Here is a 26152-nt window from a genome sequence, read left to right as displayed (position 1 = left end):
AGGAGCTCGTTTGACTACGTAGTCACGCCAGTGTGGGAGTCCGGGCGGGCGGCGTCAATGCTCCGGACAGAGCCGATCTCCGACTCCCCATTGATTGCTTGATTCAGCATCTCTAGCATCACTCGGTGGCTCCATTCACCTCTCCCTTTCATCCCTCCCGGGAAGGAGATTCCGTGTTCCCAGCCACTCGTCTCAGACTGCCCGGCGCCGCGCTGCTGCTGGCTCTGGGCCTCACACTCACGCAGGTTCCGGCTTCGGCCGCCGCACCGGACGAATCCCCGAAGGCCGCCGCCCTGCCCCAGGTGTGGCCGCGGCCGCAGAGCATGCACGCGGGGCCCGGCCGGCTCGCGGTCCCCGAGCGGGTCGTGGCGGTCGTCGGCCGCGGGACCGATCCGTCGGCCCGGCGGGTCATCGAGACCGTCCTGCGCGACGCCGGAGCCAAACGGATCGTGACGGCCGGCAAGCCGCCCGCGAAGTCCGGGTTCACCGTCTTCATCGGCGGTCCGAAGGAGAACACCGCGACGGCCTCGGCCCTGAAGCTCCTCAAGGCACCCTCCCCCGCCGGACTGCCCTCCGGCGGCTACGTCCTCGCCTCCGGCCGCAAGGACGGCCGTACGCTCCTCGCCCTGTCCGGCACCGACCGCACCGGCACCTTCTACGCGGCCCAGACCCTGCGCCAACTGGTCACGCGGACCGTGCCGGTGGTGACCGTCCGGGACTGGCCCACGGCCGCGCTGCGCGGAGTGATCGAGGGCTTCTACGGCACCCCCTGGTCGCACACCGAGCGGCTGGACCAGCTCGACTTCTACGGCCGCACCAAGCAGAACGTCTACGTCTACTCCCCCAAGGACGACCCCTACCTGCGCGCCCAGTGGCGCGACGAGTACCCGCCCGCCGAACTGCGGCAGTTGAAGGAACTCGTCGACCGGGCCGACGCCAACCACGTCCGCTTCACCTACGCCCTCTCCCCGGGGCTGTCCGTCTGCTACTCCTCGGAAGCCGACATCAACGCGCTCACCCGCAAATTCGACTCGCTGTACGCCATCGGCGTGCGGTCCTTCGCGATCCCGCTGGACGACATCAGCTACACGAAGTGGAACTGCGCCGCCGACGAGAAGGAGTTCGGCACGGGCGGCGGCGCGGCGGGGGCGGCGCAGGCGCATCTGCTCAACGAGGTCTGGAAGGACTTCTCGGCCGGCCACCCCGGCCTGCATCCCTTGGAGATGGTCCCCACCGAGTACTCCGACCTCGCCGACTCCCCCTACAAGAAGGCCTTGCGGGAGAAGCTGGACCCGTCGGTGGTCGTGGAATGGACCGGCGTCGGAGTGATCGCCCCGGCCATCACCGCCGAGCAGGTCGCGAAGGCCCGTGAGGTGTACGGCCATCCGATCCTGGTCTGGGACAACTACCCCGTGAACGACTACGTCACGAGCCGGCTGCTGCTCGGCCCCTACACCGGCCGCGAGCCCGGCGTGGCGAAGGCGGCGACCGGGGTGACCGCCAACCCGATGGTCCAGGGCGAAGCGAGCCGGCTCGCCCTGTTCACCTCCGCGGCCTATCTGTGGAACCCGGACTCCTACGACCCGCGGGCCGCGTTCCTCGCCTCCGTCCGCGACCTCGCCGGGCCGGATGCCGCCAAGTGGCTGCGGATCTTCGCCGAGAACAACTACTCGTCCCAGCTCGACCCGACCGAGTCCCCGACGCTGAGCACCCTGATCGCCAAGTTCCGCAAGGCGTACGAGGAGGACTCCGGCCTCGACCGGGCCGCCGCGGCACTCCGGTCGTACTTCGCCGACATGGCCGCCACGCCCCGTGAGCTCCGGTCCCGTCTCGACAATCCCGGGTTCCTCCAGGAGACCTCGGCCTGGCTGGACAAGCTCGGCCGCTACGGCAGCGCGGGGCGCACGGCCGTGGATCTGCTGCTGGCCGGCAAGCGCGGTGACTCCGACGCGGTCGCCACGTACTGGAACCGGCTGAGGTCCCAGCGCAAGGAGCTGGACGCGATACCCCAGCAGGTCTCGCCGGGCGTGATGGACCAGTTCCTCTACACGGCGATGATCGAGAACGCGCCCGACCCGGGTGTGGACGCGGCGTTCGCGCCCGGTTCCGTCAGCCTGAAGCCGGGCGGTTCCGCGAAGATCACACTCTCCTTCTCCGACACGGCCGCCACCGCCGCCCGGACGGTGACATGGAAGCTGGCCGCCCCCGACGGCGTCACCGTCTCGCCCGCCGAGGGCACCGCGACCGTCCCGGCCGGGGGCAGCGCGTCCGCGACGGTCACCGTCACAGCCGGGGAGAACGCGAGTGCCGGGGTGCGGTCCGTCGGGGTGGCGGGCGACGGCGTCCTCGACCGAGCGCTCCCGGTCCAGGTCACCGACGGCACCGGCTCGTCGAGGGCGCTGACGGCGAACTTCAGCGGCGCATCGGTCAGTTCCGTCGATCTGTCCTCGAGGAAGACCACGAACATCGCCGTGGGCGCCAACCCCGGCGAGGTGGTGACGAGCGCGGACGGACGCACCGCCTACGCGGCCAACCAGGGCGCGAACACGGTCAGCGTGATCGACGTGGCGCGGGGCGAGGTCACCGCCACGGTCCCCGTCGGCAAGGTCCCCGCCGGGCTCGCGCTCACCCCGGACGGCCGCACCCTCTGGGTCGCCAACTACTCGGACGGCACGGTCCAGCCCGTCGACACGGCCTCCCTCACCCCGGGAGCGCCCGTCCAGGTCGGCAACGGGCCCGAGAACATGGCGATCACACCCGACGGCCGGACGCTGTACGTGCCCAACATCAAGGACAACACGGTCACCCCGGTCGACCTGAGCACCCGGAAGGCCGCTGCCGCCGTCCCCGTCGGTCCGAGCCCCTTCAACATCGTGGCCGCCCCGGACGGGAAGACGGTGTACGTGTCCAACTCCGGTGGCTCGACGGTCACTCCGATCGACACGGCCACGAACGACACCGAGCCGACCCTCCTGGTCTCCGGCCAGGCCTACGGTCTCGCCCTGTCCCCCGACGGCCGGACCCTGTGGGTCAGCCCCAGCACCGGCGACACCGTCACGCCCGTCGACACGGTCACCGGCGCCCCCGGCAGGACGGTGACGGTCGGCAGGTCCGCCTTCGACGTCGCCCTGGACTGGAACGGCGGAACGGCGTACGTCACCACCGCCGACGCGGGCGCCCTGGTGCCCGTCGACACGGCGTCCGGTGCCGTCGGGGCGCCGCTGAAGACCGGCGCGTATCCGCTGGCCGTCGCGCTGACGCCGGTACCCGTGAAGTGAGATGCGGACGGCCGGGGCCCCGATGAGGGACCCCGGCCGTCTCGTACCGTGCGGTTCAGCTCGCGGTGCGGCGGATCCGGCCCGCGTACTTCTTCTCCAGCTCCAGGTTGCCCTCGAAGCCGCCGGGCACGTTGGCCGAGACATAGACCGGGGGGCGTTCGCCGGCCGCGAGGAGACGGCCGGCGGCCTCGGCGACGGTCATCTGGACCAGCATCACACCGGTGAGCGTGGACAGGGCGCAGACCGCGCCGCCGCCGGGCAGTTCGAGCAGGGAGTCGCCGCGCGGGGCCGCGTTGTCGAGGACGACGTCGGCGATGTCGGCCAGCTTCCGCCCGCTGGGGTGGGCGGCGGGGACGGCCCGGGTGTGGGTGAGGGAGGTGAGGGCCAGGACGCGGTGGCCGTGCTCCTTGGCGTGCAGGGCCATCTCCACGATGACGTTGTTGACGCCGGAGTTGGAGATGACGACGAACAGGTCCTGGGGGTTGGGGGCGGCGAGGTCGTAGATCCGCCGCGCCACCCCGGCCTGCCGTTCGAGGAGCGGGTCGTCGAGGACGGCCGGGTCCTCGCCGCCGTAGAGGACGAGGTCGGCGATGCTCAGCCGGTTGGTGGGGACCAGCCCGCCTGCGCGGCCGGCGAGTTCGAGGACGAGGGCCTGCGAGTGGCCCGTGCCGAAGGCGTGGACGACCCCGTCCGCGCGCACGCACTCGGCGACCAGGTCGGCGGCGGCGGCCACGTCGTCGCGGGCGGACTCGATGACCTTCTGGAGGACGGTGAGGCTCTCCCGCGCGAACCCCTGGGCGCTCACAGACTCGTCGGACACGCGACCACTCTCCCACTGATGGATTGAACCACCCTATGTTTCTCTATCGATGAATCCATACACCATATCGGGTCCTGGTATTCAAGTCATGCCGTGAAGGGTGGCTGGTACCTTCTCCCCATGCCTCCCACGGACGTCACCACACTGATCCGGACCGAGCTGCCCCGGCTGGCGGGCTCCCTGCGGAAGGTCGGCGAGCTGATCCTGGAGGATCCGGCCGCCGTCACTCACTGCTCGGCCGCCGAGCTGGGCCGCCGCACCGGCACCTCGCAGGCGACGGTGACCCGCTTCTGCCGGGCCATCGGGCTGGACTCCTACCAGCACCTGCTGATCGAACTGGCCCAGGAGCGCGGCCGGGGCGAGGTCTCCGACTGGGGGACCGCCGAGATCGGCCCGGACATCTCGCCGGACGACAGCCTGGAGCGGGTCGTGCAGGTCGTCGGCAGCGCGGATCTGCGGGCGGTGCAGCAGACCATCGACCGGCTCGACCTCGACGCCGTCGAGCGCGCGGCGCAGGCCACCGCCCGGGCCCGCCGGATCGACGTCTACGGCGTCGGCGGCAGCGGGGCCGTGGCGCAGGAGACCGAGACCCGGCTGTTCCGGATCGGCTGCGCGGTGCGCGGCTGGACCGAGGTGCACGCCGCGACGACTTCCGCCGCCCTGCTCACGCCCGCCGACGTGGCGATCGGCATCTCCCACTCCGGGGTGACGCGCGAGACCATCGAGCCGTTCGAACTGGCCAAGGAGCGCGGGGCCACCACCATCGCCGTCACGGCCGACACCCGCTCGCCGCTGGCCCGGGCCGCCGATGTCCGGCTGGTCTCCTCGTCCTCGGAGACCAGCTTCCGCACCGGCAGCATCGGGGCCAGGCACAGCGTGCTGGTGCTCATCGACTGCCTGTACGTACGGGTCGCCCAGCTCTCCTACCAGCGCGCGAGCGCCTCGCTGGCGCTGACCGACCACATCGCCGGGCAGCACGCGGTGAAGTCCCGGCGGGCCAGGTGAGCATGGCCGGGGGACGCGCGAGACGCGGGCCACCGTGGCCGAGGGTGCATGGATGAACCACCAAGTTGACGTGAAGATGGTTGTTTGAATCATTCCAGCCGTGCAGGATGGGGCTCCCCCAGAGCACTCGTAGGAGCCCCATGCGCGTCACCTCTGTCGAGTCGACCGAGCTCTTCACCGGGACCACCGAACAGCCGCGCCAAGTGGTGGCCGTCGAGCTGAGCCACGCCCCAGGCCGGACCGTCCGGCTCACCGTCGAGGGCCCGGGCCTCACCGGCAGCGCGGAGGCCACCGTCGGCGAGGACGGCACCGTACGCGTCGAGATACCCGTGACCGGCGAGGACCTGGTCCCGGGCGACCGTCGCGAGATCACCGTCACCGCCAGGGACGGGGCCGAAGTCACCACCCGCGACGGCGAGTTCACGGCGGCGGAAGCGGGCTGGACCATGTTCATGGTCAGCCACTTCCACTACGACCCCGTCTGGTGGAACACCCAGGGCGCCTACACCGAGACCTGGGACGTCGCCGACGACCCGGCCACGAGCGGACTGCCCGCCCGTACCTTCGACTCGCGCGGCCAGTCCGGCATGAGCCTGGTGAGGGCCCACTGCGACCTGGCCCGTCGCGATCCGGCCTACACCTTCGTGCTCGCCGAGGTCGACTACCTCAAGCCCTACTGGGACTCCTTCCCGGAGGAGCGCGCCTTCCTGCGGCAGCTGATCCGCACCGGCCGCGTCGAGATCATGGGCGGCACCTACAACGAGCCCAACACCAACCTCACCGGCGCCGAGGCGACCGTGCGCAACGCTCTGTACGGCGACGGTTTCCAGCGCGGGATCATCGGGGCCTCGCCCGAGACGGCCTGGCAACTGGACGCCTTCGGGCACGACCCGCAGTTCCCGGGGCTGATGGCGGACGCGGGAGTCACCTCCAGTTCGTGGGCGCGCGGGCCGTTCCACCAGTGGGGGCCGACGCTGTCGGTGTTCGGCGAGGAGCCGAGGGACCCGGGCCGGATGCAGTTCCCGGCCGAGTTCGACTGGATCGCCCCGTCGGGTCGGGGCCTGCTGACCGCGTACATGGTCAACCACTACGGCGCAGGCTGGGCGATCGACAACGCGCCCACGCTGCCGGAGGCGAACGCCGCCGCGTACAAGCTGTTCCAGCGGCTCAAGCAGGTCGCGCTCACCCGCAACGTGCTGCTGCCGGTCGGCGGGGACTACGCGCCGCCGTGCCGCTGGGTCATGGACATCCACCGTGACTGGAACGCCCGGTACGTGTGGCCGCGCTTCATCAGCGCGATCCCCCGGGACTTCTTCGCCGCCGTCCGCGCCGAGCTGGAGGCCAAGGGCCGCAAGGCATCGCCGCAGACCCGGGACATGAACCCGGTCTACACGGGCAAGGACGTCTCCTACATCGACACCAAGCAGGCCCAGCGCCACGGCGAGTCGCTGCTCGCCGACGCCGAGGCCTGGGCGACGCTCGCCTCGCTCGTCACCGGGCACCCCTATCCGGACGCTGCCCTGGACAAGGCCTGGCGGCAGCTCGTCTACGGCGCCCACCACGACGCCATCACCGGCTCGGAGTCGGACCAGGTGTACATCGACCTGATGACCGGCTGGCGGGAACTGCACGATCTGGCCGGGAGCGTGCACGCCGACGCGACCCAGGCCCTGGCCGACCAGGTGGCCCCCGGCGACGGCCCCGACCTGGTCGTCTTCAACTCCGCGACCTGGGCACGGCGGGACGTACTGACGGTCGACGACCCCGGGCTCGTCCCGCGGGGGCTCCCGGCGGTCCGGGAGGACGGCCGCCTCCATGTCGTCGTCCCGGAGGTGCCCGGCATGGGCCTCAAGGCCCTCCCCCTCGACGAGGGGTCGGTCCCGGGATGGACGCCCGCCGAAGGTGTCGTCACCATCCGCAACGAGTTCTACGAGGTGACGGTGGACCCGGCACGCGGCGGTGGCGTCAGCAGTCTGCGTGCCCTGGCCGAGGACGGCCGGGAGCTGCTGCGGCCCGGGGACATCGGCAACGAGATCGTCGTCCAGGAGGAGTACCCGAGGCACCCGCGTTTCGGTGAGGGCCCCTGGCACCTCACCCCGACGGGCACGACCGCCGCCCGCGGCCGGGATGTGACCGCCGAGGTACGCGCCGAGCACTCCGCCGCCGGTTCCCGTATCACCGTCACCGCCGACCTCGGCCTCTTCCGCTGCACTCAGCGCCTGACGCTGTGGCAGGGCGTCGACCGGCTCGACCTCACCACGACCGTCGACGGGTACGACGGCGCCGACCGGCTGATCCGCGTGCGCTGGCCGTCGGACGTGCGGGGCGGGCTGCCGGTCCACGAGGTGGCGGACGCGGTGATCGGGCGCGGGTTCGGGTTCGTGGAAGTGGACAGCGAGCGGTTCCCGTGGACACTGGACAACCCGGCGAACACCTGGTTCGGTCTCGGCTCCACCGCCCGCGTCGCGGTGCTCGACGACTCCGGCACGCTCCTCGGCCACCGCTCGATCGGCGTCGCCGAACTCGTCTACGCCGACTGGGACGTGGCGGGCGACCTCGGGGCCCCGCTCGCGGCGGCCCTGGTCCGGGCCGGTGTCACGGCGACCTCGACCGTCGCGGGCGGGCCCCGCTACGGCGACCTGGAGGTCGACTCCAACCTCCCCGACATCCGGATCGCCGTCGGCGGCCCCGACCGCAACGCCGTGGTCGCCGAAGCACTCGGCTGGGACCCGGCGGCCGGGCGGGAACTCGGGCGTCAGCTCGCCGAGCGGGGCGTGGCCGCCGTCTGGGTCGCGCCGCGCGCCAGTCTGCGCGAGGAGTGGATCCCCGGGGCGGACCTGCGCGACCTGGAGCGCCTGCCGCTGCTCGTGGTGGCGGGCGCCCGCCCGGAGGACGACGCCAAGGCGGTCGACGCGATCGTCGCCGACCTGGACGACTTCACGGTGACGGCGACGGCAGCGGGCGGCGGCGAGGCCCTCCCGCCCGGTGACGCCTGGGACGGGCGCGGATTCGCCGTCCTCAACCGTGGCACGCCCGGCTGTGTGGTCACCTCCTCCGGCGACCTCTACATGTCCCTGATGCGCTCCTGCACCGGCTGGCCGTCCGGCATCTGGATCGACCCGCCTCGCCGGACCGCCCCCGACGGTTCGGGGTTCCAGCTCCAGCGCTGGTCGCACACCTTCGAGTACGCCGTCGTCGCGGGCCCGGGAGACTGGCGCGAACTGCGCCTGCCCCAGGCCGGGCACGCGTACAACCGCCCCCTGACGGCACGGCTGGGCCGCTCCTCGGGCGCCCTCCCGAGGGAAGTCGCTCTGCTGGGCCTGGAGTCCGACGGCGAGGTACTGCTCGACGCGCTCAAGCCGGCCGGCTCCCCGCTGGCCCGGGGCGGCGCGGCGCCCGTGGATCCGGGGCAGGGCGTCGTCGTCCGCGTGCACGAGGCGGACGGACGCCCGGCGCGGGCCCGGCTGTCCGGCCCGGTGCCCTGGTCGGCGGGCGCCCGCGCCGATGTCCTGGAGACGCCCGGGAAGCCACTCGCCCCGGACGGGGACGGCGCCTTGGGGATCGAGCTGTCCGGCTTCGAGGTCGCCACGGTCCTGGCCACCCCGGCCCACGCGCCGGACCTCGCGGCCGGGCCGGGCATCGACGCCCACGAGCCCGCCCAGCCGATCGCCACCCGCTACTGGCTCCACAACTCCGGCCCCGCCCCACGCGGCAACATGCCCGTCGCGGTCTACCTCTCCCCGGCCACCCTCACCGCCGACGGCCCGGTCACAGCGACCGTCCGGGTCTCCTCGGAACTCACCGACACGGCCGTATCGGGCACGGTGACCCTCGAGCCCCCACCCGGCTGGACCACCGCCCCCTCCCAGCTCCCGTACTCCCTCGCCCCCGGCGGCTTCACCCTCACGGACATCACGGTGGCACCGCCCCCAGAGGCCGCTCCCGGCCGCCACTGGCTGGCCGCCCGGCTGTCGTACGGCGGCCAGACCTACGAGGACGTTCTGGCCCTGGACGTGCCGGACGGGCACACCGGCCCGACTCTGGTGACGGATCTGGAGGTCGAGCGGGTGACCGTCCGCCGGGGAGAACGGGCCCGCGTCCCCGTGACGCTACGGAACCCCACACAAGGCCCCGCCAACGGCACGATCTGGGCCGTCTCCTCCTGGGGCACGTGGCCGGGGGTCACCCCGGGCTGCCAGGGCTTCACGGTGCCGGGCGGGGAGCGCGTCGGGGCTGTGATCGAGGTGGACGGCACGGCGATCCCACCGGGTTCGTACTGGCTGCTGGCGAAGGTGGCCTGGCACGGCTGCGTGGCGTACACGAGGGCAGTGGAGCTGGTGGTGACGCCGTGAGGGAGGACTACGCGGCGACCGTCCACGACGTATCGGTCCCGAAGCAGCACGTGCACACGTTCCTGAGCACCGGTATCCCCAGGGGCGCGGGGCTGTTTCACATTGCGGCTCCGCCGCGGGGCGCGACAAGCCACGACGGCGCCGCACCCGCACGACGACACCGCCAACAACGGCGCTGGGCAACCCAGGTGATCGTCACCGACGAACTCGCCCGCCGCGCCTGCGCGGAACGAGGCCTCCCCCCGCCCCCCGACGTCCTCCCCATACACGGGCTCACCATCCCCGAACCCGACGTCGCCAACCTCGGCAGCATCATCGCGGCAGCCCTCACCCACTCCCCCGCCGCCCGAGCCCTGCTCACCGACCTGGAACACGAGCAGGACATCCCCGAGGCGGCCGTACGGGACTACTACGACCGCAACCGGGACCGCTTCCTCACCCCCGAGGCCCTGCGACGCGGCGTCGACCCCTACGACGAGCCGGCTCCCACGGACATCCATCCGTACAGGCACGTACGCCACGGCATCGAACGCGAACTACGCCGAGCCGCAGCCCACCGTGCCTTCTTCAACTGGCTCGACGTCGCCCGGGCGGACGTCGAGTACGCCGAGGGTTACGAGCACCCCGGCGATCCCACACACCAGGATCACGAACACCACCACTGAGCAAACCATTGACCTCCGATGAATTCTGGTCCACATTTTCATCAATCGAAGTCCAAGTTGGTGATTTGATCCAGCGGCGACTGGTCCCAGGAGGGCAGCAATGCGCGCAAGAAGACTCACCGGATCCCTGACCTGTCTGGTCGTCCTGACCCTCACGGCGGCCGGCTGCGGCCTGTCCGGCGGTGGTTCCGACGGCGGTGACGCCACGGCCGGCGGCTGCAAGGTCGACAAGGGCAACGTCGGTTCCGGGAAGCTCTCCGGCGAGGTCAAGGGAAAGATCACGTTCCAGACGACCAACCTGAAGAAGGACTTCGGGAAGTACTTCAACGGCGTCATCGACGCCTTCGAGCAGGCCCACCCCGGGACCAAGGTGAACTGGATCGACGACCCGGGCGACGCCACCTTCACCCAGCGCCTGGTCGCCGACGCACAGGGCTGCACACTGCCCGACGTCGTGAACATCAACGTCAACACGGCGGTGGCGCTGACGAAGAACGGCTATCTGCTGAACCTGGACGACAAGGCGCCGGACGCGGGCAAGCCGTTCGCCCCCGCGCTGTGGAAGTCCAGCATGTACGCCGACGCGGACGGCAAGAAGGTGCACAGCGTGCTGCCCTGGTACTCCGGCGGCATCGTGCAGACCTTCAACACCGACCTGATGAAGAAGGCGGGCCTGGACCCGGCCAAACCTCCGACGACCGTGCTGGGCCTGTTCGACGACGCGGAGAAGGTCGCCAAGGCCTCCGGCGGCAGGTACTACGCGTTCCTCGCCAACCCGCAGCTGCGCATCCCGGCCGACTGGCAGCAGATGGGCATCAAGATCCTCTCGGCCGACGGCAAGAAGTTCACCTTCGCCGACGACCCGAAGACGGCCCAGTGGGTCGAGGCGATGACGAAGCTCTACAAGGCCGGCGGCATGCCCAGGGACTCCCTGTCCTCCACGCAGGACCCGGCCAACGTCTACGGCCAGGGCAAGCTCGTCTACGGCCCCACCAACCCCAACTTCCTGCGGTTCATCCAGCAGAACAACCCGAGCGTCTACAAGAAGACCGGCGTCGCCCCCTTCATGCTCGACGCCCTCGGCCACACCGTCGGAGCCCCGCAGTACGTGGGCACCGCGTCCACCAGCAAGAACGCCTCCACGGCGCTGGCCTTCGCGCGGTTCCTGACGAACGGCGAGAACCAGCTCGGCTGGGCCAAGGACCCGAAGGTCGTCATCTTCCCCTCCACCACGGCCTCCCTGAACGACCCGTTCTTCCAGTCGGTCAAGGGCGACGACCCCTTCGCCGAGGCCCGCAAGATCGTCGCCAGCGACCGCAAGACCGCCACAGCCGACGAGATCGCCCTGACGCCCGGTGAGCTGAACGCCATCACGGCCCAGATCCAGCTGGCCATGCAGGGCAAGAAGAGCGCAGAGGACGCTCTGAAGGAGGCGCAGTCCAAGGCCGACCAGCTGATCGAGCAGGGCAGTTGAGGATGACCCAGCCGACCGTCCACCAGGCGCCCGTCCCCGCTCCCCCGGGTGCGGGCGCCCGACGCCCCGGCGGCGCCTCCCCCTCCCGGCCGCCGGGGCCCCTGCGCCGCGCCCTCCGCTTCGTGACGCCCGGCCCCAGCGCCGACGCGGGGGCGCGGCGCTGCACCGCCGCTGGTGGCTGCCCTGGCTGTGGATGACCCCGGCGATCATCGGCGCGACCGTGTTCGGGGTCTTCCCGTTCCTCAACACGGTCCTGGTTTCCTTCACGGACGCCAAGCCGCTCGGCGGGGCGTACAACCTCGTCGGGCTGGACAACTACCGCCGGATGCTGGGAGATCCGGACTTCTGGCTGGCCACCCGCAACAGCCTGCTGTACGCGCTGTTCGTCGTCCCGCTGATGGTGCTGCTGCCGCTGCTGCTCGCGATCCTCGTGGAGAAGAACCTGCCGGGCATCGGCTTCTTCCGCTCCGCCTTCTACACGCCGGTGCTCGCCTCCAGCGTGGTCGTGGGCCTGAGCTGGCAGTGGCTGCTGAGCGACCAGGGGCTGGTCAACACCTGGCTGCAGAAGGCCCACCTCATCCGGGAGGCCATCCCGTTCCTGTCGGACTCGTGGCTGATCCTGCTGTCGGCGATGGGCCTGACGCTGTGGAAGGGCCTCGGCTGGTACATGATCTTCTACCTGGCCGCCCTCGGGAACGTCCCCAAGGAACTGCACGAGGCGGCGGCCGTGGACGGCGCGGGCGTCGTGCGCCGCTTCTGGCACGTCACCGTGCCCGGCGTACGCCAGTCGATGATGCTGGTCGGCACCCTGACCGGCATCGGCTCCCTGCGGGTCTTCACAGAGATCTACATGCTGGGCGGCGCCACCGGCGGCCCCGGCGGCGCCGACCGCACGCTGCCCTTCTACATCCGCGACGTCGGCCTCGACCCGCTCACCGGCAACGCCGGCTACGGCGCCGCCGTCAGCGTCGCCCTGTTCGCCCTGACCCTGGGCCTCACGCTGCTCGCCCAGCGCCTGACGAAGGAGGACGAGGCATGACTACCGCCGTCGACAAGCGCCGACGTCTGATGCCCCGCTGGCGGGACTACGGCCGGCCGCGCGAACTGGTCGTCCGCTACCTGCTGCTGGTGTTCGTCCTCTTCATCACCGTCGGCCCGCTGCTGTGGCAGCTGCTGTCGTCCCTCAAGGGCGCGGGCGAGGACGTCTTCGGGGCCGGTGCCTCGCTGATCCCCCACCACCCGACCCTGCGGGCCTACCGCGCGATCTTCGACCAGGTCCCGGTGTGGACGTACATCGGGAACAGCCTGGTGATCGTCGCGCTGTCCGTCACGAGTCAGCTCGTCTTCTCCACCCTGGCCGGCTACATGCTCTCCAAGCCGGGCTGGAAGGGCCGCAAGCTGGTGTGGGTGGTGCTGATGGCATCCATGATGTTCCCCTTCGAGTCGATCATGGTGTCGCTGTTCCTCAGCATCCGGGACATGGGCCTGGTCGACCATCTGGCCGGTGTCTGGCTGCCCGGCTTCGTCGCCGCGATCAACGTGCTCATCATGCGGGCCGCTTTCCTCGCCGTACCGCGTGAGATAGAGGACGCGGCGATGCTGGACGGTGCGGGCGAGTGGAAACGCTTCCGGTACCTGTATCTGCCCTCCGCCTACGGCGCGATCCTCGTCGTCACCATCAACACCTTCATCAGCGCCTGGGACGACTTCCTGTGGCCGCTGATCGTGTTGCGCTCGGAGGAGCACTTCACCCTGACGCTCGGCCTGGCCCGGCTGCAGAGCTCGTCGTTCGGCTACGACCAGCGCATGGTGATGGCGGGTTCCGTCATCTCCGTGATCCCGGTGCTGGTGCTGTTCGTCATCACCCAACGGTGGTTCTACAGGGGCGTCTCGTCCGGTGCCGTGAAGCTCTGATCGACCCGGAGCCCGACCGGTACGGCGGTCAGGGCCCGGCGCGCCGACTCCGCGACGCGGAACTCGACCGTGCCGGGCAGGACCGCTGTCTCCAGGTCGGCGCCCACCTGGGCGAGTTGGTCCGGGCCGAGTCCGAACGCGACCGTACGGCACTCCCCGGGCTCCAGATCGACGGCCCGGAACCCGCGGAGTTCCAGCGAGCGCGGCCAGACCGGCGTGACGAGGCGGCGCAGGTAGAGCTGTGCGACGGTACGCCCCCGCCGTTCCCCGATGTTGGTGACGTCGACCTCGACGGTCCGCCCCACCAGCCGTGGCGGCCCATAGGCGAAGCTCGTGTACGACAGCCCGTGCCCGAAGCCGTGGAGCGGCTCGGCGCTGTCGTCGGCGTAGCCGCCGTACTCGATGTCCTTGTGGTTGTAGTGGACGGGCAGTTGGCCTGCCGAGCGCGGCACGGAGACGGGCAGCCGGCCCACGGGCTCGGCCCGTCCGAGCAGGACGTCCGCGATCGCCTCGCCGCCCCAGGGGCCCGGGTACCAGGCGGTGAGCAGCGCGGCGGCCCGCTCGGCGGCCTCGGGACTGCGTGCGGGCGGCCCTGGATCAGGACGACGACGGTGGGTGTGCCGGTCGCCGTGACGGCGTCGAGCAGGGCGTGCTGGGCCGCGCCGAGCCGGAGCCCGGCCAGGTCGACGCCTTCTCCGCAGGTCATCTCGGACACGACGGTGCGCGCGGCGCCGTTGGCGTCGAACTCGGTGCCGGGCGTACGGGCGCTGCTGCCGCCCAGCACGAGCACGGCCAGGTCGGACGCGGCGGCCTCGGCGATCGCCTCGGGGATGCCGGAGAGGTCCTCACCGGTGAGGGCGCAGCCCGTGACGTGGCGTACGTCGACGCCGGTGCGCCGAAGTGCGTCGAGGACGCTGGTGCCGGTGCCGGGGCGTTGTGGAGCGGTGTAGTCGCCCAGTTGGTGGGCGACGGTGTCGGAGTGCGGCCCCAGGAGGGCGATCCGAGAGCCGGTCGACACGGGCAGCACGCCGTGGTCGTTGTGGAGGAGCGTGACGGCGGCCCGGGCGAGGGCGGTGCTCAGCTCGCGTCCGGCGGCGGGGTCCGGGAAAGGGCCCCCGCTGCAGGGCTGTTCGAACAGTCCCAGGCGGAACTTGAGCCGTAGCACCCGGGCGACCGCCTGGTCCAGGGCCTCCTCACTCACCAGTCCCCGCTCGACCGCCTCCTCCAGATGAGTGAAGCCCTCGTCCCACAGGCTCAGGTCGACCCCGGCGTCGAGGGCGAGGGCACCGGCGGAGACCTTGTCGCCGGTGATACGGGCCAGCCGGTCGACGGCCAGTCCGTCCGCCATGACGAGTCCGTCGAAGCCCCAGCGGTGCCGCAGCAGTCCGGTGAGCAGGGCGCGGTTGCCACAGCAGGGCATCCCGTCGACCTCGTTGTACGCGGCCATGACGGCGGCGGCTCCGGCCCGGACACCGGCGTGGGCGGCGGGGAGGTGGATCTCGTGCAGCTCCCGGAGACCGAGTTCGGACTCGGCGGAGTTGCGGCCTCCGACGGTGGCGCCCTGCCCGGCGAAGTGCTTGAGGACGACGGGCGCCTTGTCCGGGGCGAAGAACCCGCCCGGCTCACGGAGGGGCTCCCCCTGCATACCGCGGACGAGCGCCTCGGTGAGCCGGGCGGCCAGGTACGGGTCCTCGCCGAAGCACTCCTCGGTCCGGCCCCAGCGCGGGTCCCGGGCGATGTCCAGGGCCGAGACCAGGGCGACATGGCCGCCCCGGGCGCGCAGTTCGGCGGCGGCGTGGGCGGCGGCCCGTTCGTACAGCCCGGGGTCCCAGCCGGCGCCGACGGCCAGGTTGACGGGCAGGACCGTGCCGTCGAGGGCCATGTGGCCGTGCGGCACCTCCTCGACGAACAGGGCCGGGATGCCGAGCCTGCTGTGCTCGAGGACATGCCGCTGGACGAGGTGGGCCAGTTCGGCACCGTCCGCGGCGCCGGACCCGGTGGTGTGGTCGACGCCCGACCAGGCGTCGGCGCGCAGCAGCCCGTACAGGGCTCCGAGTCCGGCGAAGCGCTCGGTCTCGGCGTGGAGGGCGCCGGTGAGTTCGAAGCCGCCGTCGGGGGTGCGGCGGTAGGCGTCCCAGCCGTACATCCGCTGGTTGAGCTGTCCGGCCTTCTCGCGCGGGGTCATACGCGAGAGCAGGTCATGGACGCGGTCGTCGACCGGAGCGTTGGGGTCGCGGTACAGGGGCGTGCCCTGCCGGGTGACGGTCATGTACGGCCCTGGTGGGCGAGCCGGGCCAGGGCCACGGCGCCCCGGCGGCCGTCGGGGACCCAGTCGAGGGCCAGGCCGAGGGTCCGGAGGCGGGCTTCCAGGCGCGAGGTGAGCGGCCCGCCGGGGCCGAGCAGGCCTCCGGTGGCCACGACCCGCTCCCCTGGGTGCGGATCCAACGCCCTTATGGCGTCGGCGAGTTGGTCGGCTGCCTCGTCCAGGATGGCCAGGGCGACGGTATCCTCGGCCGCCTCGACGACCAGCGGCGCGAGTCGCGCGAGGCGGATGGGGGGCTCGGCCATGACCGCGGGGAGCACGTGTCTGCGGTAGGCCTCGCGGTGGGGGCGGGACCAGGAGGTGCCGTCGGAGGGCGGGAGGGGGCGCCGGCCGGCCGGGGAACCGGCCCCGGCCACTCCGGGGGGCGGCCCGCTCGCGGCCGGCGGCACCGCCTCGTGCCGCGCGTCACCCGACGCCCCCTCCACGACGCCTTGGACCACGTCGGGGGAGAGTCTCCGCACCACGCCGCCGGCGACACCCCCGGCCGCTCCGCCGGGCAGCACGGCGCCCGGCACCCCGAGTTCTCGCCCCACCGTCTCCGCCAGCACGGTCGGCGCGCCCCTCCCGTCGGCCATCCGCAGTGCGGCCCGGACCGCCGCGCGGCCGATCCAGAAGCCGCTGCCGTCGTCGCCGAGGAGCCAGCCGTCGCCGTCCACGGTGGCGGTGCCGCGGCGGTCGGTGATGCGCATGGCGACCGCGCCCGTGCCGGCCACCAGGGCGAGGCCGTCGGCGGGGGCGCCCGGGGCGGAGGCGAAGGCCGCCTCGATGTCGCTGCCGATGACGGGCGGGCCGGCGTCGATACCCAGTCGGCGCAAGGCGGCCGTGAGTGCGGCCAGGGCGTTGCGCCGCCCCGGTTCGTCGGCGGCGGCGTCCGTCGCGCCCGCGAAACCGCCGGCGACGGCCACGACCCGGGCACGGTCGGGCTCGGGCACGGCCTGTCCGACGGCCTCGGCGAGATGCTCGGTGAGCTGCGGCACCGGGACGGTCAGGGCGTTGCCGGGCCCGGCGGTGCCCTCGCCCAGCGGACGTCCGTCAGCCGCGGTCGCCAGGACCGCCCGGGTCCGCGTACCGCCCGCGTCGAGGCCGACCACCAAGGCCGGGCCGCCTTGACACTCCTGGTTCAATTCATTACCCATCGCCGACTATGGTGATTGATGCATTCACCCAGAGCAAGGGATCTGGGTGCTCGACCCGAGGAGGATCCCATTCCCCCGCTCCGCTTCGGCGTCAACTACACGCCCCGCCGCGGCTGGTTCCACGCCTGGCACGACTTCGACCCGGCGCACGCCCGCGAGGACCTGGACCAGATCGCCGCGCTCGGCCTCGACCACGTCCGGGTCTTCCACCTGTGGCCGCTCCTCCAGCCCAACCGCACGCTCATCCGCCCCGCGGCCGTGGACCAGCTCGCGCAGCTGGTCGACCTGGCCGCCGAGGCCGGTCTCGACGTCCTCGTGGACGGCGTGCAGGGCCATCTGTCCAGCTTCGACTTCTATCCGGAGTGGACGCGAAGCTGGCACCACCGCAACGTCTTCACCGACCCGGAGGCCGTCGCCGCCCAGGCCGAGCTGATGCGCACCCTCGGCCGCGCCCTGACCGGCCGCCCCAACCTCATCGGCCTCCAGCTCGGCAACGAGCTCAACAACCTGGTCGAGCACAACCCGGTGACCCCGGACGAGGTGGACCACTACCTCGACACCCTGCTGTCCGCCACCCGTGAGCACCTGCCCCCGGGCCGGCTGGCGACCCACTCCGCCTACGACGCGGCCTGGTACGGCGACGACCACCCCTTCACCCCTCAGGCCTCGGCCCGCAAGGGTGATGTCACCACCGTCCACCCCTGGGTGTTCTCCGGCGACTGCGCCCGCCGCTACGGCCCCCGCTCCCCTCAGGTGCTGCATCTCGCCGAGTACGGCACGGAACTCGCCAAGGCCTACGCCGAGGACCCGGCCCGCCCGGTCTGGGTCCAGGAGACGGGCGCCCCGGAACCCCACATCCCGGCGGCCGACGCCCCGGACTTCGCACGGGCGACCGTGCGGAACGCGGCCGGGTGCGAGGGGCTGTGGGGCGTGACCTGGTGGTGCTCCCACGACGTGGACCGCTCCCTGGCCGACTACCCGGAACTGGAGTACACCCTGGGCCTGTTCGACGCGCGGGGCGAAGCCAAGCCGATCGCCACGGCGCTGGCCGGGATCGTCGCCGAGGTGCGCGCGGGGCACCATCCCGCCCGGCCCCGCGACACGGCCCTGGTCCTGGACTGCACGCCGTCCACCCGCTCCGTCTCCGGCCCGGGAGGCGCGTACTTCGACGCCTGGATGGCCCTGCGCACCGAGGGCGTCCACCCGGCGGTGGTCCTGGCGGCGCGGGCGGACGACGCCGCGTACCTCGCGGCGCGCGGCATCAAGGAGGTCGCACGGGTGCCGTGAGCGCTCAGGCGCCGACCAGCGCCTCGGCGACGGCCCGCAGATTCACCCGGCCTCGCCCGTAGGAGCAGAGCGCGCCGCCCTCCGGCAGCCCGGTGTCGATCCGCACGGCGCCGGGCCGCTGGGAGAGCAGGGCGGCGCGCAGCCGTTCCTGCCAGGGGTGGAGCCCGGCGTCACAGGTGGCGATGACCAGCGGTGTTTCAGCGGAGGCGCGCAGGATCTCCTCCAGGAAGGGCGCCGGATCCGTCGGCTCGCCGCTGACCGCGGTCCCCGTGGCCGTGGGGTCGACGGCCCGCACCTCCGTCAGCAGGTCCTCGCCGCCCCAGTTGAGCGCGGGATGCGGCGGCGGGAACAGGTCGACGACATGGGCGCCCCGCACGCCCGACGGCACCGGCCGGCCGCGGACGGCCCGGCGGGCGGCCTCGAGACCGGCCCCCGCGTCCCAGCCGTCGACGGCCCCGGCGTCCGGGGCGGCGTACCGCACGGCGAGGCGCCGCACCCGCCCGGCGGCCTCCCGCACCCGCTCCTCGGGCAGCACGCCGGAGCGCAGCGCGTCGAGCACCGCGTCCCGGCAGGCCAGGGTGACCTCCAGGTCCGGCACGGCCACGATGACCTGGTCGGCACCGGCCGCGAGGGCGATCCGCGCCCCGGCTGCCTCGCCATAGCGATCGGCGATGGCCTTCATCTCCAGGGCGTCGCTGACCAGGACACCGTCGAAGTCCAGCTCGTGGCGGAGCAGATCACCCAGGATGCGGCGGCTCAGGGTGGCGGGCCGCTCGGGGTCCAGCGCCGGGTAGACGACATGGGCGCTCATGATCATCGGCACGCCCGCGTCGACGGCGGCGCGGAACGGCTCGAAGTCGGCCCGCAGTTCGTCGTACGACCGCGGATCGACGGCCATCCCGAGATGACTGTCGGTCTCGGTGCCGCCGTGCCCGGGGAAGTGCTTGGCGCAGGAGGCGACGCCCCGCCGCTCGGTGGCGGTGATCCAGGCTCGCAGATGCCGGGCGGCCAGGGCGGGTTCGGCGCCGAAGGATCGGGTGCGCACGATGGGGTTGCGCGGCCGGTGCTGGAGGTCGGCGACCGGGGCGTAGGAGACCGTGATGCCGAGCGAGGCCAGATGCCCGGCCAGGGCGTCGGCGCAGCGGCCGGTCAGCCCGGGGTCGTCGGCCACTCCGAGCGCGTACGACCCGGGCACCTCGGGAGCGCCCGCGTCCACCAGGTGCCCGATTCCGCCGCCCTCGTTGTCGATCCCCACGAGCAGGTCCGGCCGCAGGGCGCGCAGCTCCGCGGTGAGCCGCCGCACCTGCTCCGCGTCCCGCACGTTGCGGGTGAAGAGGATGACCCCGCCGAGGCCGCGGTCGACGAGCCGCTTGAGAGTGTCGGGCACGGTCGTGGTGCCGGCGAAGCCGGCGACGAGGCAGCGGTGGGCGGCCTCGTCGAGGCCGGGGGGCAGGTGCGCGGAGTGGGTCACCCCGGGAATCCTCTGGCTCGTTCAACCAAATGTCAACAGCGTGATGGATCGCCCATTCAGCGAGTCGAAAGGTACCCGCCGAAACGTTCCTGAAGTTCTTCCGTCACCCACTCGCACCCCACCCACACCGGCTAGCCTCGTAAGTCACCGAAGGCGAACGGGGGATTGCCCATGGTGAACGCTGATCGCACGCCGCCGGACTGTCCTGGGGGGCATGACGGCATGCCGGAGCGTGGCGCCGGGCTCCACCTCCAGGATCAGCTCGAAATCCTCATCCAGGACTTCCGCACGAGCGCCGAGCCGCCGATGCCGGTGTTCGTCGTGCACGCCCAGGAAGGTGCGGACGACGACGCGGTGACCGGGCTGGTCCGGCAGCTCCACGCGGGCCAGGAGGCGCACGGCACGCGCTGCGCGGTGGCGCAGGACGCCTACGAGGGCGCCACGGAGGTGCGCCGGGCCGCGGCCATGGTGCGGGCACTGAGCGACCCGAAGAAGTGGGGCGGCCCGAAGGCGGTCTACCGGCGCTACGCGTTCCCGCGGCTGCGGCTGGTGCATGCCATCGACGACGCGGTCGCGGCCCTCGGCGACACCTGGCCGGCGCCCGAGCCGGGCAGCCCCGAGGCCGGTCAGGACCAGCGGCAACGGCTGCTGAACCAGCTGGCCCAGCAGCGCTGGCGGCCGAAGAACTCCTCGCGCTGGCGCTCAGGACTGCCGCTGTTCGACATGGCGCACATCCTCCCGGCGAGCCTCGTGACCGTGCTCGCCGCGCTCATGGCCCGCAGCGAGTGGTACGTCGCGGTGGGCGCCGGTCTGGTCTTCCTGCTGCTGCTGACCGTCCTCAACTACGTGCTGCCGGGGCGCGCGCCGATCTTCCTGTGGCTGCGCCGGGAGAGCCGCTGGTTCATGACGACGACCTTCCTCAGGGCGGCGGACCACGAGGATCCCACCGAGGTCTCGCTGCTGCGGCCGGTGCGGTCCTGGAAGGCGATCGCGGCCCGGGCGTACGACGTGGCGGAGGCGCTGACGGCGGGCGGCGACTTCCACCTCCAGCTGTGCGTGCTCGCGCTGCGGGAGGACCTGCGGGACAACCACCGCCGCTGGAGCTGGGACCTGCGCGGCTTCAAACGGCCGCGCCCGCCGATGCTGTTCCTGCCGCACACGGACGCCCGCAACGGCGGCATCGAACTGATCCGGGCCATCAGCGACGTCCGCAGCCGGCGCAGCGAGCTCGACCCGCTGGTGGTGGTCGCCGCGGTGCACACGCAGGACGTTCCGCGCCTGGAGCGCGGCGTGGTTCCGGCGACGCCCGACCCGTCCGGCGTACCGCCCCGGTTCGGCGAGCGGCTGCGCGCCTGGCACCGGCAGTGGGCGCACAATCTGCGCGCCGAACAGTCGCCCAGCCGTGAGCGGTCCGTTCTGCCCTGGGTGATGAAGATCCCGCTGCCGCATGACCAGCTCGGCCCCGTCGAGGAACGCACCCGGCATCTGCGGGCCTCCACCCGGCCCACGCCCGCCCGGCTGGTGTGGGCCCTGCACACCCTGGTCCTGCTGATCGCCCTGCTGACCGCCGGGACCGTCATGCGGGCCGACGCCCTGCACGACCGGTACTGCTCGGCGTCCGTGCTGACCGCCAACCGGGACACCCGTCGCGAGTCGGCACCCGGCGGTGGCACGGAATGCATCGGCATAGCGACGGACGGCGTCCGCTTCGCCGACTGGCTGCCCGCGCCCGGCCCCGGCGACGAGCCCAAGGCCCTGACGGCCGGTGACGCGACGCCCTGGACCGTGGACGAACTGGAGGACCGCATCGCCGGGCAGAACGCGAATGTCCTCGCCAACCACTCCGGCAAGTACGTCACCGTCGTCTACGCCGGGCCGCTGAGCGCCGATCCCTCGGACGGCTCCTCGCTCGTGAAGGGCGCCGAGGAACTGGCGGGCGTGTACCTGGCACAGGCCGTCATCAACAAGAACTCCAGTGTGAAACTGCGGGTCCTGCTCGCCAACGGCGGCGTCGACCTGGGCCACCAGGAGGAGATGGCCGAGGAGATAGCCGCGTACGCCGCCCAGGACCCGACCGTGGTGGGGGTCGTGGGCACCGGCCGCGACCTGAAGTCGAGCAGGGCGACGACCCGCACGCTGATGGAGGCCGGCCTGCCGATCGTCTCCGGCACGAACTCCGCGACCTATCTGCCCCGCGAGTTCGCCAACTGGTTCAGCCTGGCCGCCACGGACCGGTGGCAGACCGAGCAACTCGGCCTGATCGCAGCCCAGTTGCGCACACCGGACCGTCGGCAGTACGCCCTCGTCCTCGCCCGCGACACGGCGAAGACCGACGACCTCTACACCGACGAACAGGCACGCTACGGCCAGGACATGCTGCGCCGGCAGGGCTTCACCCCGCTCGACCAGCGCCGCTACACCCTCAGCGGCGGCAAGCCGGAACTCCGCTCGCACGCCCAGGAGATCTGCCGGGGCGGCCGGGTCCCGTCGGTGATCTACTTCGCCGGCCGGGTGGAGGACATCGACCCCCTGATGACCCAGCTGGGCACCGAGCCGGGCTGCGCCGGAACGCCCCTGGCCATCCTCACCGGCGACGACCTGTCCAAGGCCGACTTCGCCTCCGGCGGGCAGTCCGTCGCGCCGAAGGTCACGCTGTACCACGCGGCCCTGGCCGAACTGCGGACGGCCGCCACCGGGACCACCTTCTACCTGGACGCGGCAGCACACCTGCCGGGACTGCAGGGCGGGAACCTGCGCTACGACAGCCCCGCCCTGGCCAGCGGCCAGACCGCCCTGGCACACGACGCGACCCGCGCCCTGTACTGGGCGGCCACCCGCGACGACCGGCCCCAGAGCCGCGCCTCGACCTGGGTGAACCTGCGCAACGTCAAGATCGACGGCATGGCCACCGGCACCATCGACTTCACCCGTGCCCCGCTGTACGGCGACCGCACCGGTCACAGCATCGTCCTCAAGGAGGTCCGCCGCGCGGAGGACGGCACCTCCGAGACCCGGGTGGTGTGCGGCCGCACCGCGGGGAAGACGAAGCGGCTCACACAGAAGGAATGCCGGATCCGCTGAGGGCTGTCTCAGTCCTCAGCGGCGGTCAGGCGCAGCGCGATGCTGTTGATGCAGTACCGCTGGTCGGTGGGCGTCGGATACCCCTCGCCCGCGAACACGTGCCCGAGGTGCGAGCCGCAGCGCGCACAGCGCACCTCGGTGCGCACCATGCCGTGGGTCCGGTCCTCGATCAGTTCCACCGCGTCGGTGTCCCTGGGGTCGAAGAAGGACGGCCAGCCGCAGTGGGACTCGAACTTCGTGTCCGACGTGAACAGCTCCGCACCGCAGGCGCGGCAGGAGTAGACGCCCTGGGTCTTGGTGTCGGTGTACTCACCGGTGAAGGCGGGCTCCGTGGCGGCCTGGCGCAACACCGCGTACTCGCCAGGGCTCAGCTCCGCGCGCCACTGCTCGTCCGGCTTCTCGATGTCGTACGGCATGAGCTTCCAGCCCCTCAGTTCGACAGACGGTCCAGGATGCGCGGGCCGAGGTCGGTGACGTCGCCCGCTCCCATGGTGAGAACGAGATCGCCGGGCTTCGCCATTCCCGCGACGACCGAGGGGACGTCCGCCTTCTCGTGCACCGGCGTCACGTCCGCGCCCGCCGCCCGGGCCGCCTCGATGATCAGCTCGCTGGTCACACCGGGGATCGGGTCCTCGCGGGCCGGGTAGATGTCCAGCACGACCGAGGCGTCCGCGAGGCCCAGGGACTGGCCCATCTCCTTGCCCAGCTCCTGCGTCCTCGAGAAGAGGTGCGGCTGGAAGACGACCAGGATCCGGGAGTCGCCCGCCGCCGCGCGCATGGCCTCCAGATCGGCGGTCATCTCGGTGGGGTGGTGCGCGTAGGAGTCGATGACCTGGACGCCGGCGGCCTCGCCCTTCAGCTGGAGCCGCCGCTTCACACCGGTGTACGCGGCGATCGCCGGGGCCAGCTCGGCCGCCGGGATCCCGAGGGCGACGCCCGCCGCCAGCGCGGCCACGGCGTTGTGCGCGTAGTGCCGGCCGGGGACGGAGACCGTGAAGGTCAGCGTCTCGCCGTCCAGCACCACGGTGACCTCGCTCTTCAGGCCCTGCGGCACGACCGACAGGACGCGCACGCCGGCGTCCTCGGACTCGCCGTACGTCACCACCCGCACGCCGCGTCCCGTGACCCGACGCGTCAGCTCCCGGGCGCCCTCTTGGTCGGCGGCGATCACCAGCGTGCCGCCCTCGGTGATCCGGTCCACGAACGTCTCGAACGACGCGTAGATCTCGTCCATCGACGCGTAGTTGGCGTGGTGGTCGAGCTCGACGTTGAGGACGATCGCGACCTCGGGCGCGTACTTGTGGAAGCTGCGGTCCGACTCGTCCGCCTCGGCGACGAAGATCTCGCCGTCGCCGTGCAGCGCGTTGGAGCCCGGCGCGTCCAGGTCCCCGCCGATCGCGTACGACGGCGTCAGGCCCAGCTCGCTCAGCGACACCGCGAGCATCGAGGTCGTGGTCGTCTTGCCGTGCGTACCGGCGACCGCGATCGGCCGCAGGCCCTGCATCAGGGCGGCGAGCGCGTCGGAGCGGTGCACGACGGGGATGCCGAGTGCGGCCGCGCGGGCCAGCTCGGGGTTGTCCTGCCGGATCGCCGACGACACGACCACACAGCTGGCGTCGTCGGCCAGGTGCTCCACGGCGTGCCCGATGTGCACCGTCACACCCAGCGCCCGCAGCGCCTCGGCCGTGGCCGACTCCTTCGCGTCACTGCCCGCCACGACGGCCCCGCGCTGGGCGAGGATCTTCGCGATACCCGACATCCCGGCCCCACCGATCCCGATGAAGTGCGGTCGGTCCATGGCGGTGGGAAGGCCGGGTGCCATGCGTATCTCCAAGGGCGTTCTGGGACGGTGAGCGCCCACAGCCTATTTCAGAAGCGCCATCGCATCCGCCCCCGGCACTACGCCTTGCTGTGGGAGAACAGCTTCAGCACCGGCACCCCCACCTTGTGCCGGGCCCGCGACGCCCAGTCCCGGTGGAAGAACTCCTCCACGTAGTGGGGGTCGGTCAGCACGATGACCTCGTCCGCGCCGACCTCCTCCACCAGGGACTTGAGCGCGTCCAGCGGGTGATCCTCGATCAAGCGTCCTTCCGCCCCGCTCCCGGACGTCCGCAGCGCCGCGAGGGACACCTCCAGCGCCCGCTGCCCGACGCTCAGCGCCTCCTCGCCCTCCGGCGTCTCCCCCTCGCGCACGGCGTCGTCGAGTTCGCCGAGCGCGACGTCGTCGATGGCCCGAAGCAGACGGTCCGCCTGCTCGCCGCGCGGCTGGAGCAGCACCTGGAAGGAGACCTGCTCCTCCCCGTGCAAGGTGGTGACGAACTCCACGTCGGCGGAGGTCAGGGCCTTCTCGATCATCAATACGCTTGTGAACACCAGGCGCCCCTTCTCATCCTTGCGGAAACCATCCTGCCCCGTGTTCGCACGGGATCTGCCGGATCCAGTGTGCCCTTAGGAATCCAAACAGAACGGCATATTCCGAACGTACTGACCGTCCGGCTCCTGAGCGCCTCTACCCCGTGCCGCGCGGTTCAGTACGTCAGGACCGCCCGTACCTCGTGAACAGGAAGCCGTCCTCCTCCAGCATCGACAGCAGGGAGAAGCGCCGCGGGACCGTGATGGCGGGCCCTCCGGCGATGCGCTGGGCGTCGCCGGCCGTGAGCATCGGGGAGACGGTCAGACAGAGCTCGTCGAGCACGCCGGCCGCCACCAGCTGCCCGAGCAGCCGCGGGCCGCCCTCGGTCAGCAGCCGGGTGTGGCCCAGTTCGGCGAGGGCCTGGACGGCACGGGCGGGGTCCACGCCGATGCCGTCCCCGGCGGTCACCACGCGCGCGCCCGCCTTCTCGGCGGCGGCGACGCGGTCCGGGGCGGCCGCGGCTCCCGTGAGGACCAGGGTGGGCGCCAGGGGCGAGGTGAACAGCGGGAGCGAGAAGTCCAGGTCGAGGCTGGCGGTGACGACCGCGATCGCGGGGGCGGGGGCCTGCCCGGCCGCCTCCCGCATCGCCGCGAACTCGGCACGCGCGCGTGCCGGCCGGTACCCCTCCTGGCGGACCGTTTCCGCGCCCACGACGACCACGTCCGCCAGCGCCCGCAACGTGCCGAAGATCCGCATGTCGGTCGCGCTGGAGATGGGCTGCGAACGGCCGTCGTGCTGGGCGGCCCCGTCCAGGGTGGACACCATGTTGGCGCGCAGCCACGGCAGCGGGCCTCCGGCCCCCGGCTCGGGATAGGCGTACGCGGCCGCCAGCTCGGCCAGGGACCACTCCCGCCCGGCACCCTCCTCGCCGGACGCCCCACCCGGGGCCGGAGCTGCTGTTTCATCGGTCACAGGGAACAGACGTCGCATGCC

The 26152-nt window shown here is 72.2% G+C and carries 15 protein-coding genes and 2 pseudogenes; 9 read left to right on the top strand and 8 right to left on the bottom strand.

The genetic code is table 11. The features are described from left to right. Positions 1-173: 173 nt before the first annotated feature. Positions 174-3278, top strand: a complete 3105-nt coding sequence (locus ACQEV8_RS34245) for a beta-N-acetylglucosaminidase domain-containing protein (RefSeq protein ID WP_432968100.1) — start codon at positions 174-176, stop codon at positions 3276-3278. Positions 3279-3333: 55 nt separating this feature from the next. On the opposite strand, the gene ACQEV8_RS34240 is transcribed toward ACQEV8_RS34245, so the two are convergent. Continuing rightward, positions 3334-4098 (bottom strand): sugar isomerase domain-containing protein, encoded by a 765-nt coding sequence (locus ACQEV8_RS34240; protein WP_432968097.1) that lies wholly within the window; start codon positions 4096-4098, stop codon positions 3334-3336. A 120-nt stretch (positions 4099-4218) separates the two neighbouring features. Between ACQEV8_RS34240 and ACQEV8_RS34235 the strand changes: the two genes are divergently transcribed. The 6 genes and pseudogenes from ACQEV8_RS34235 (at position 4219) to ACQEV8_RS34210 (ending at position 13508) form a co-directional block, all read left to right on the top strand. Then, positions 4219-5103 (top strand): MurR/RpiR family transcriptional regulator, encoded by an 885-nt coding sequence (locus ACQEV8_RS34235; RefSeq protein ID WP_432968094.1) that lies wholly within the window; start codon positions 4219-4221, stop codon positions 5101-5103. 140 nt (positions 5104-5243) lie between these two features. After that, positions 5244-9455 carry an NEW3 domain-containing protein gene (locus ACQEV8_RS34230; protein WP_432968091.1) on the top strand — a complete coding sequence of 1404 codons (4212 nt, stop codon included), beginning with the start codon at positions 5244-5246 and terminating at the stop codon, positions 9453-9455. 188 nt (positions 9456-9643) lie between these two features. Further along, positions 9644-10120 (top strand): peptidyl-prolyl cis-trans isomerase, encoded by a 477-nt coding sequence (locus tag ACQEV8_RS34225; protein WP_432968088.1) that lies wholly within the window; start codon positions 9644-9646, stop codon positions 10118-10120. Positions 10121-10220: 100 nt separating this feature from the next. After that, the gene (locus ACQEV8_RS34220; protein ID WP_432968085.1) at positions 10221-11594 is read left to right on the top strand and encodes an extracellular solute-binding protein; all 1374 of its coding nucleotides are present in this window, start codon (positions 10221-10223) and stop codon (positions 11592-11594) included. A 2-nt stretch (positions 11595-11596) separates the two neighbouring features. After that, positions 11597-12633 (top strand): annotated as a pseudogene (locus ACQEV8_RS34215) (carbohydrate ABC transporter permease). After that, positions 12630-13508 carry a carbohydrate ABC transporter permease gene (locus ACQEV8_RS34210; protein WP_432968082.1) on the top strand — a complete coding sequence of 293 codons (879 nt, stop codon included), beginning with the start codon at positions 12630-12632 and terminating at the stop codon, positions 13506-13508. The pseudogene ACQEV8_RS34215 and the gene ACQEV8_RS34210 overlap by 4 nt, the downstream one beginning before the upstream one ends. Here ACQEV8_RS34210 and ACQEV8_RS34205 read toward each other — a convergent pair. Together ACQEV8_RS34205 and ACQEV8_RS34200 are read right to left on the bottom strand one after the other, a co-directional pair. Beyond that, positions 13472-15777: pseudogene (locus tag ACQEV8_RS34205) on the bottom strand (glycoside hydrolase family 3 N-terminal domain-containing protein). The gene ACQEV8_RS34210 and the pseudogene ACQEV8_RS34205 overlap by 37 nt on opposite strands. Continuing rightward, positions 15774-16967: an N-acetylglucosamine kinase gene (locus ACQEV8_RS34200; protein ID WP_432968079.1), complete on the bottom strand. Its 1194-nt coding sequence runs from the start codon at positions 16965-16967 to the stop codon at positions 15774-15776. The pseudogene ACQEV8_RS34205 and the gene ACQEV8_RS34200 overlap by 4 nt, the downstream one beginning before the upstream one ends. An 18-nt stretch (positions 16968-16985) precedes the next feature. On the opposite strand from ACQEV8_RS34200, the gene ACQEV8_RS34195 reads away from it, so the two are divergent. Beyond that, entirely contained in the window at positions 16986-18254 is a 1269-nt protein-coding gene (locus ACQEV8_RS34195; RefSeq protein WP_432968076.1) for a glycoside hydrolase 5 family protein, read from the top strand. 4 nt (positions 18255-18258) lie between these two features. Here the strand turns inward: ACQEV8_RS34195 and ACQEV8_RS34190 are convergent, their stop codons facing one another. After that, positions 18259-19725 carry a glycoside hydrolase family 3 N-terminal domain-containing protein gene (locus ACQEV8_RS34190; RefSeq protein WP_432968073.1) on the bottom strand — a complete coding sequence of 489 codons (1467 nt, stop codon included), beginning with the start codon at positions 19723-19725 and terminating at the stop codon, positions 18259-18261. A gap of 222 nt (positions 19726-19947) precedes the next feature. On the opposite strand from ACQEV8_RS34190, the gene ACQEV8_RS34185 reads away from it, so the two are divergent. After that, positions 19948-22806 (top strand): ABC transporter substrate-binding protein, encoded by a 2859-nt coding sequence (locus ACQEV8_RS34185; protein WP_432968070.1) that lies wholly within the window; start codon positions 19948-19950, stop codon positions 22804-22806. 8 nt (positions 22807-22814) lie between these two features. On the opposite strand, the gene msrB is transcribed toward ACQEV8_RS34185, so the two are convergent. From msrB to ACQEV8_RS34165, 4 genes are all read right to left on the bottom strand, one after another. Then, the gene (gene msrB / locus ACQEV8_RS34180; protein ID WP_432968067.1) at positions 22815-23222 is read right to left on the bottom strand and encodes a peptide-methionine (R)-S-oxide reductase MsrB; all 408 of its coding nucleotides are present in this window, start codon (positions 23220-23222) and stop codon (positions 22815-22817) included. A gap of 14 nt (positions 23223-23236) precedes the next feature. Next, positions 23237-24628: a UDP-N-acetylmuramate--L-alanine ligase gene (gene murC / locus ACQEV8_RS34175; protein ID WP_432968064.1), complete on the bottom strand. Its 1392-nt coding sequence runs from the start codon at positions 24626-24628 to the stop codon at positions 23237-23239. A 77-nt stretch (positions 24629-24705) separates the two neighbouring features. Continuing rightward, positions 24706-25179 (bottom strand): indole-3-glycerol phosphate synthase, encoded by a 474-nt coding sequence (locus ACQEV8_RS34170; protein ID WP_432968061.1) that lies wholly within the window; start codon positions 25177-25179, stop codon positions 24706-24708. A 163-nt stretch (positions 25180-25342) separates the two neighbouring features. Beyond that, positions 25343-26149, bottom strand: a complete 807-nt coding sequence (locus ACQEV8_RS34165; protein WP_432968058.1) for a pyrimidine reductase family protein — start codon at positions 26147-26149, stop codon at positions 25343-25345. Between the last annotated feature and the right edge of the window lie 3 nt (positions 26150-26152).

The sequence above is a fragment of the Streptomyces sp. CA-179760 genome (genome assembly GCF_050937045.1).
Taxonomy (GTDB): Bacteria; Actinomycetota; Actinomycetes; order Streptomycetales; family Streptomycetaceae; genus Streptomyces.
This window is presented reverse-complemented; position numbering and strand designations above follow the sequence as displayed.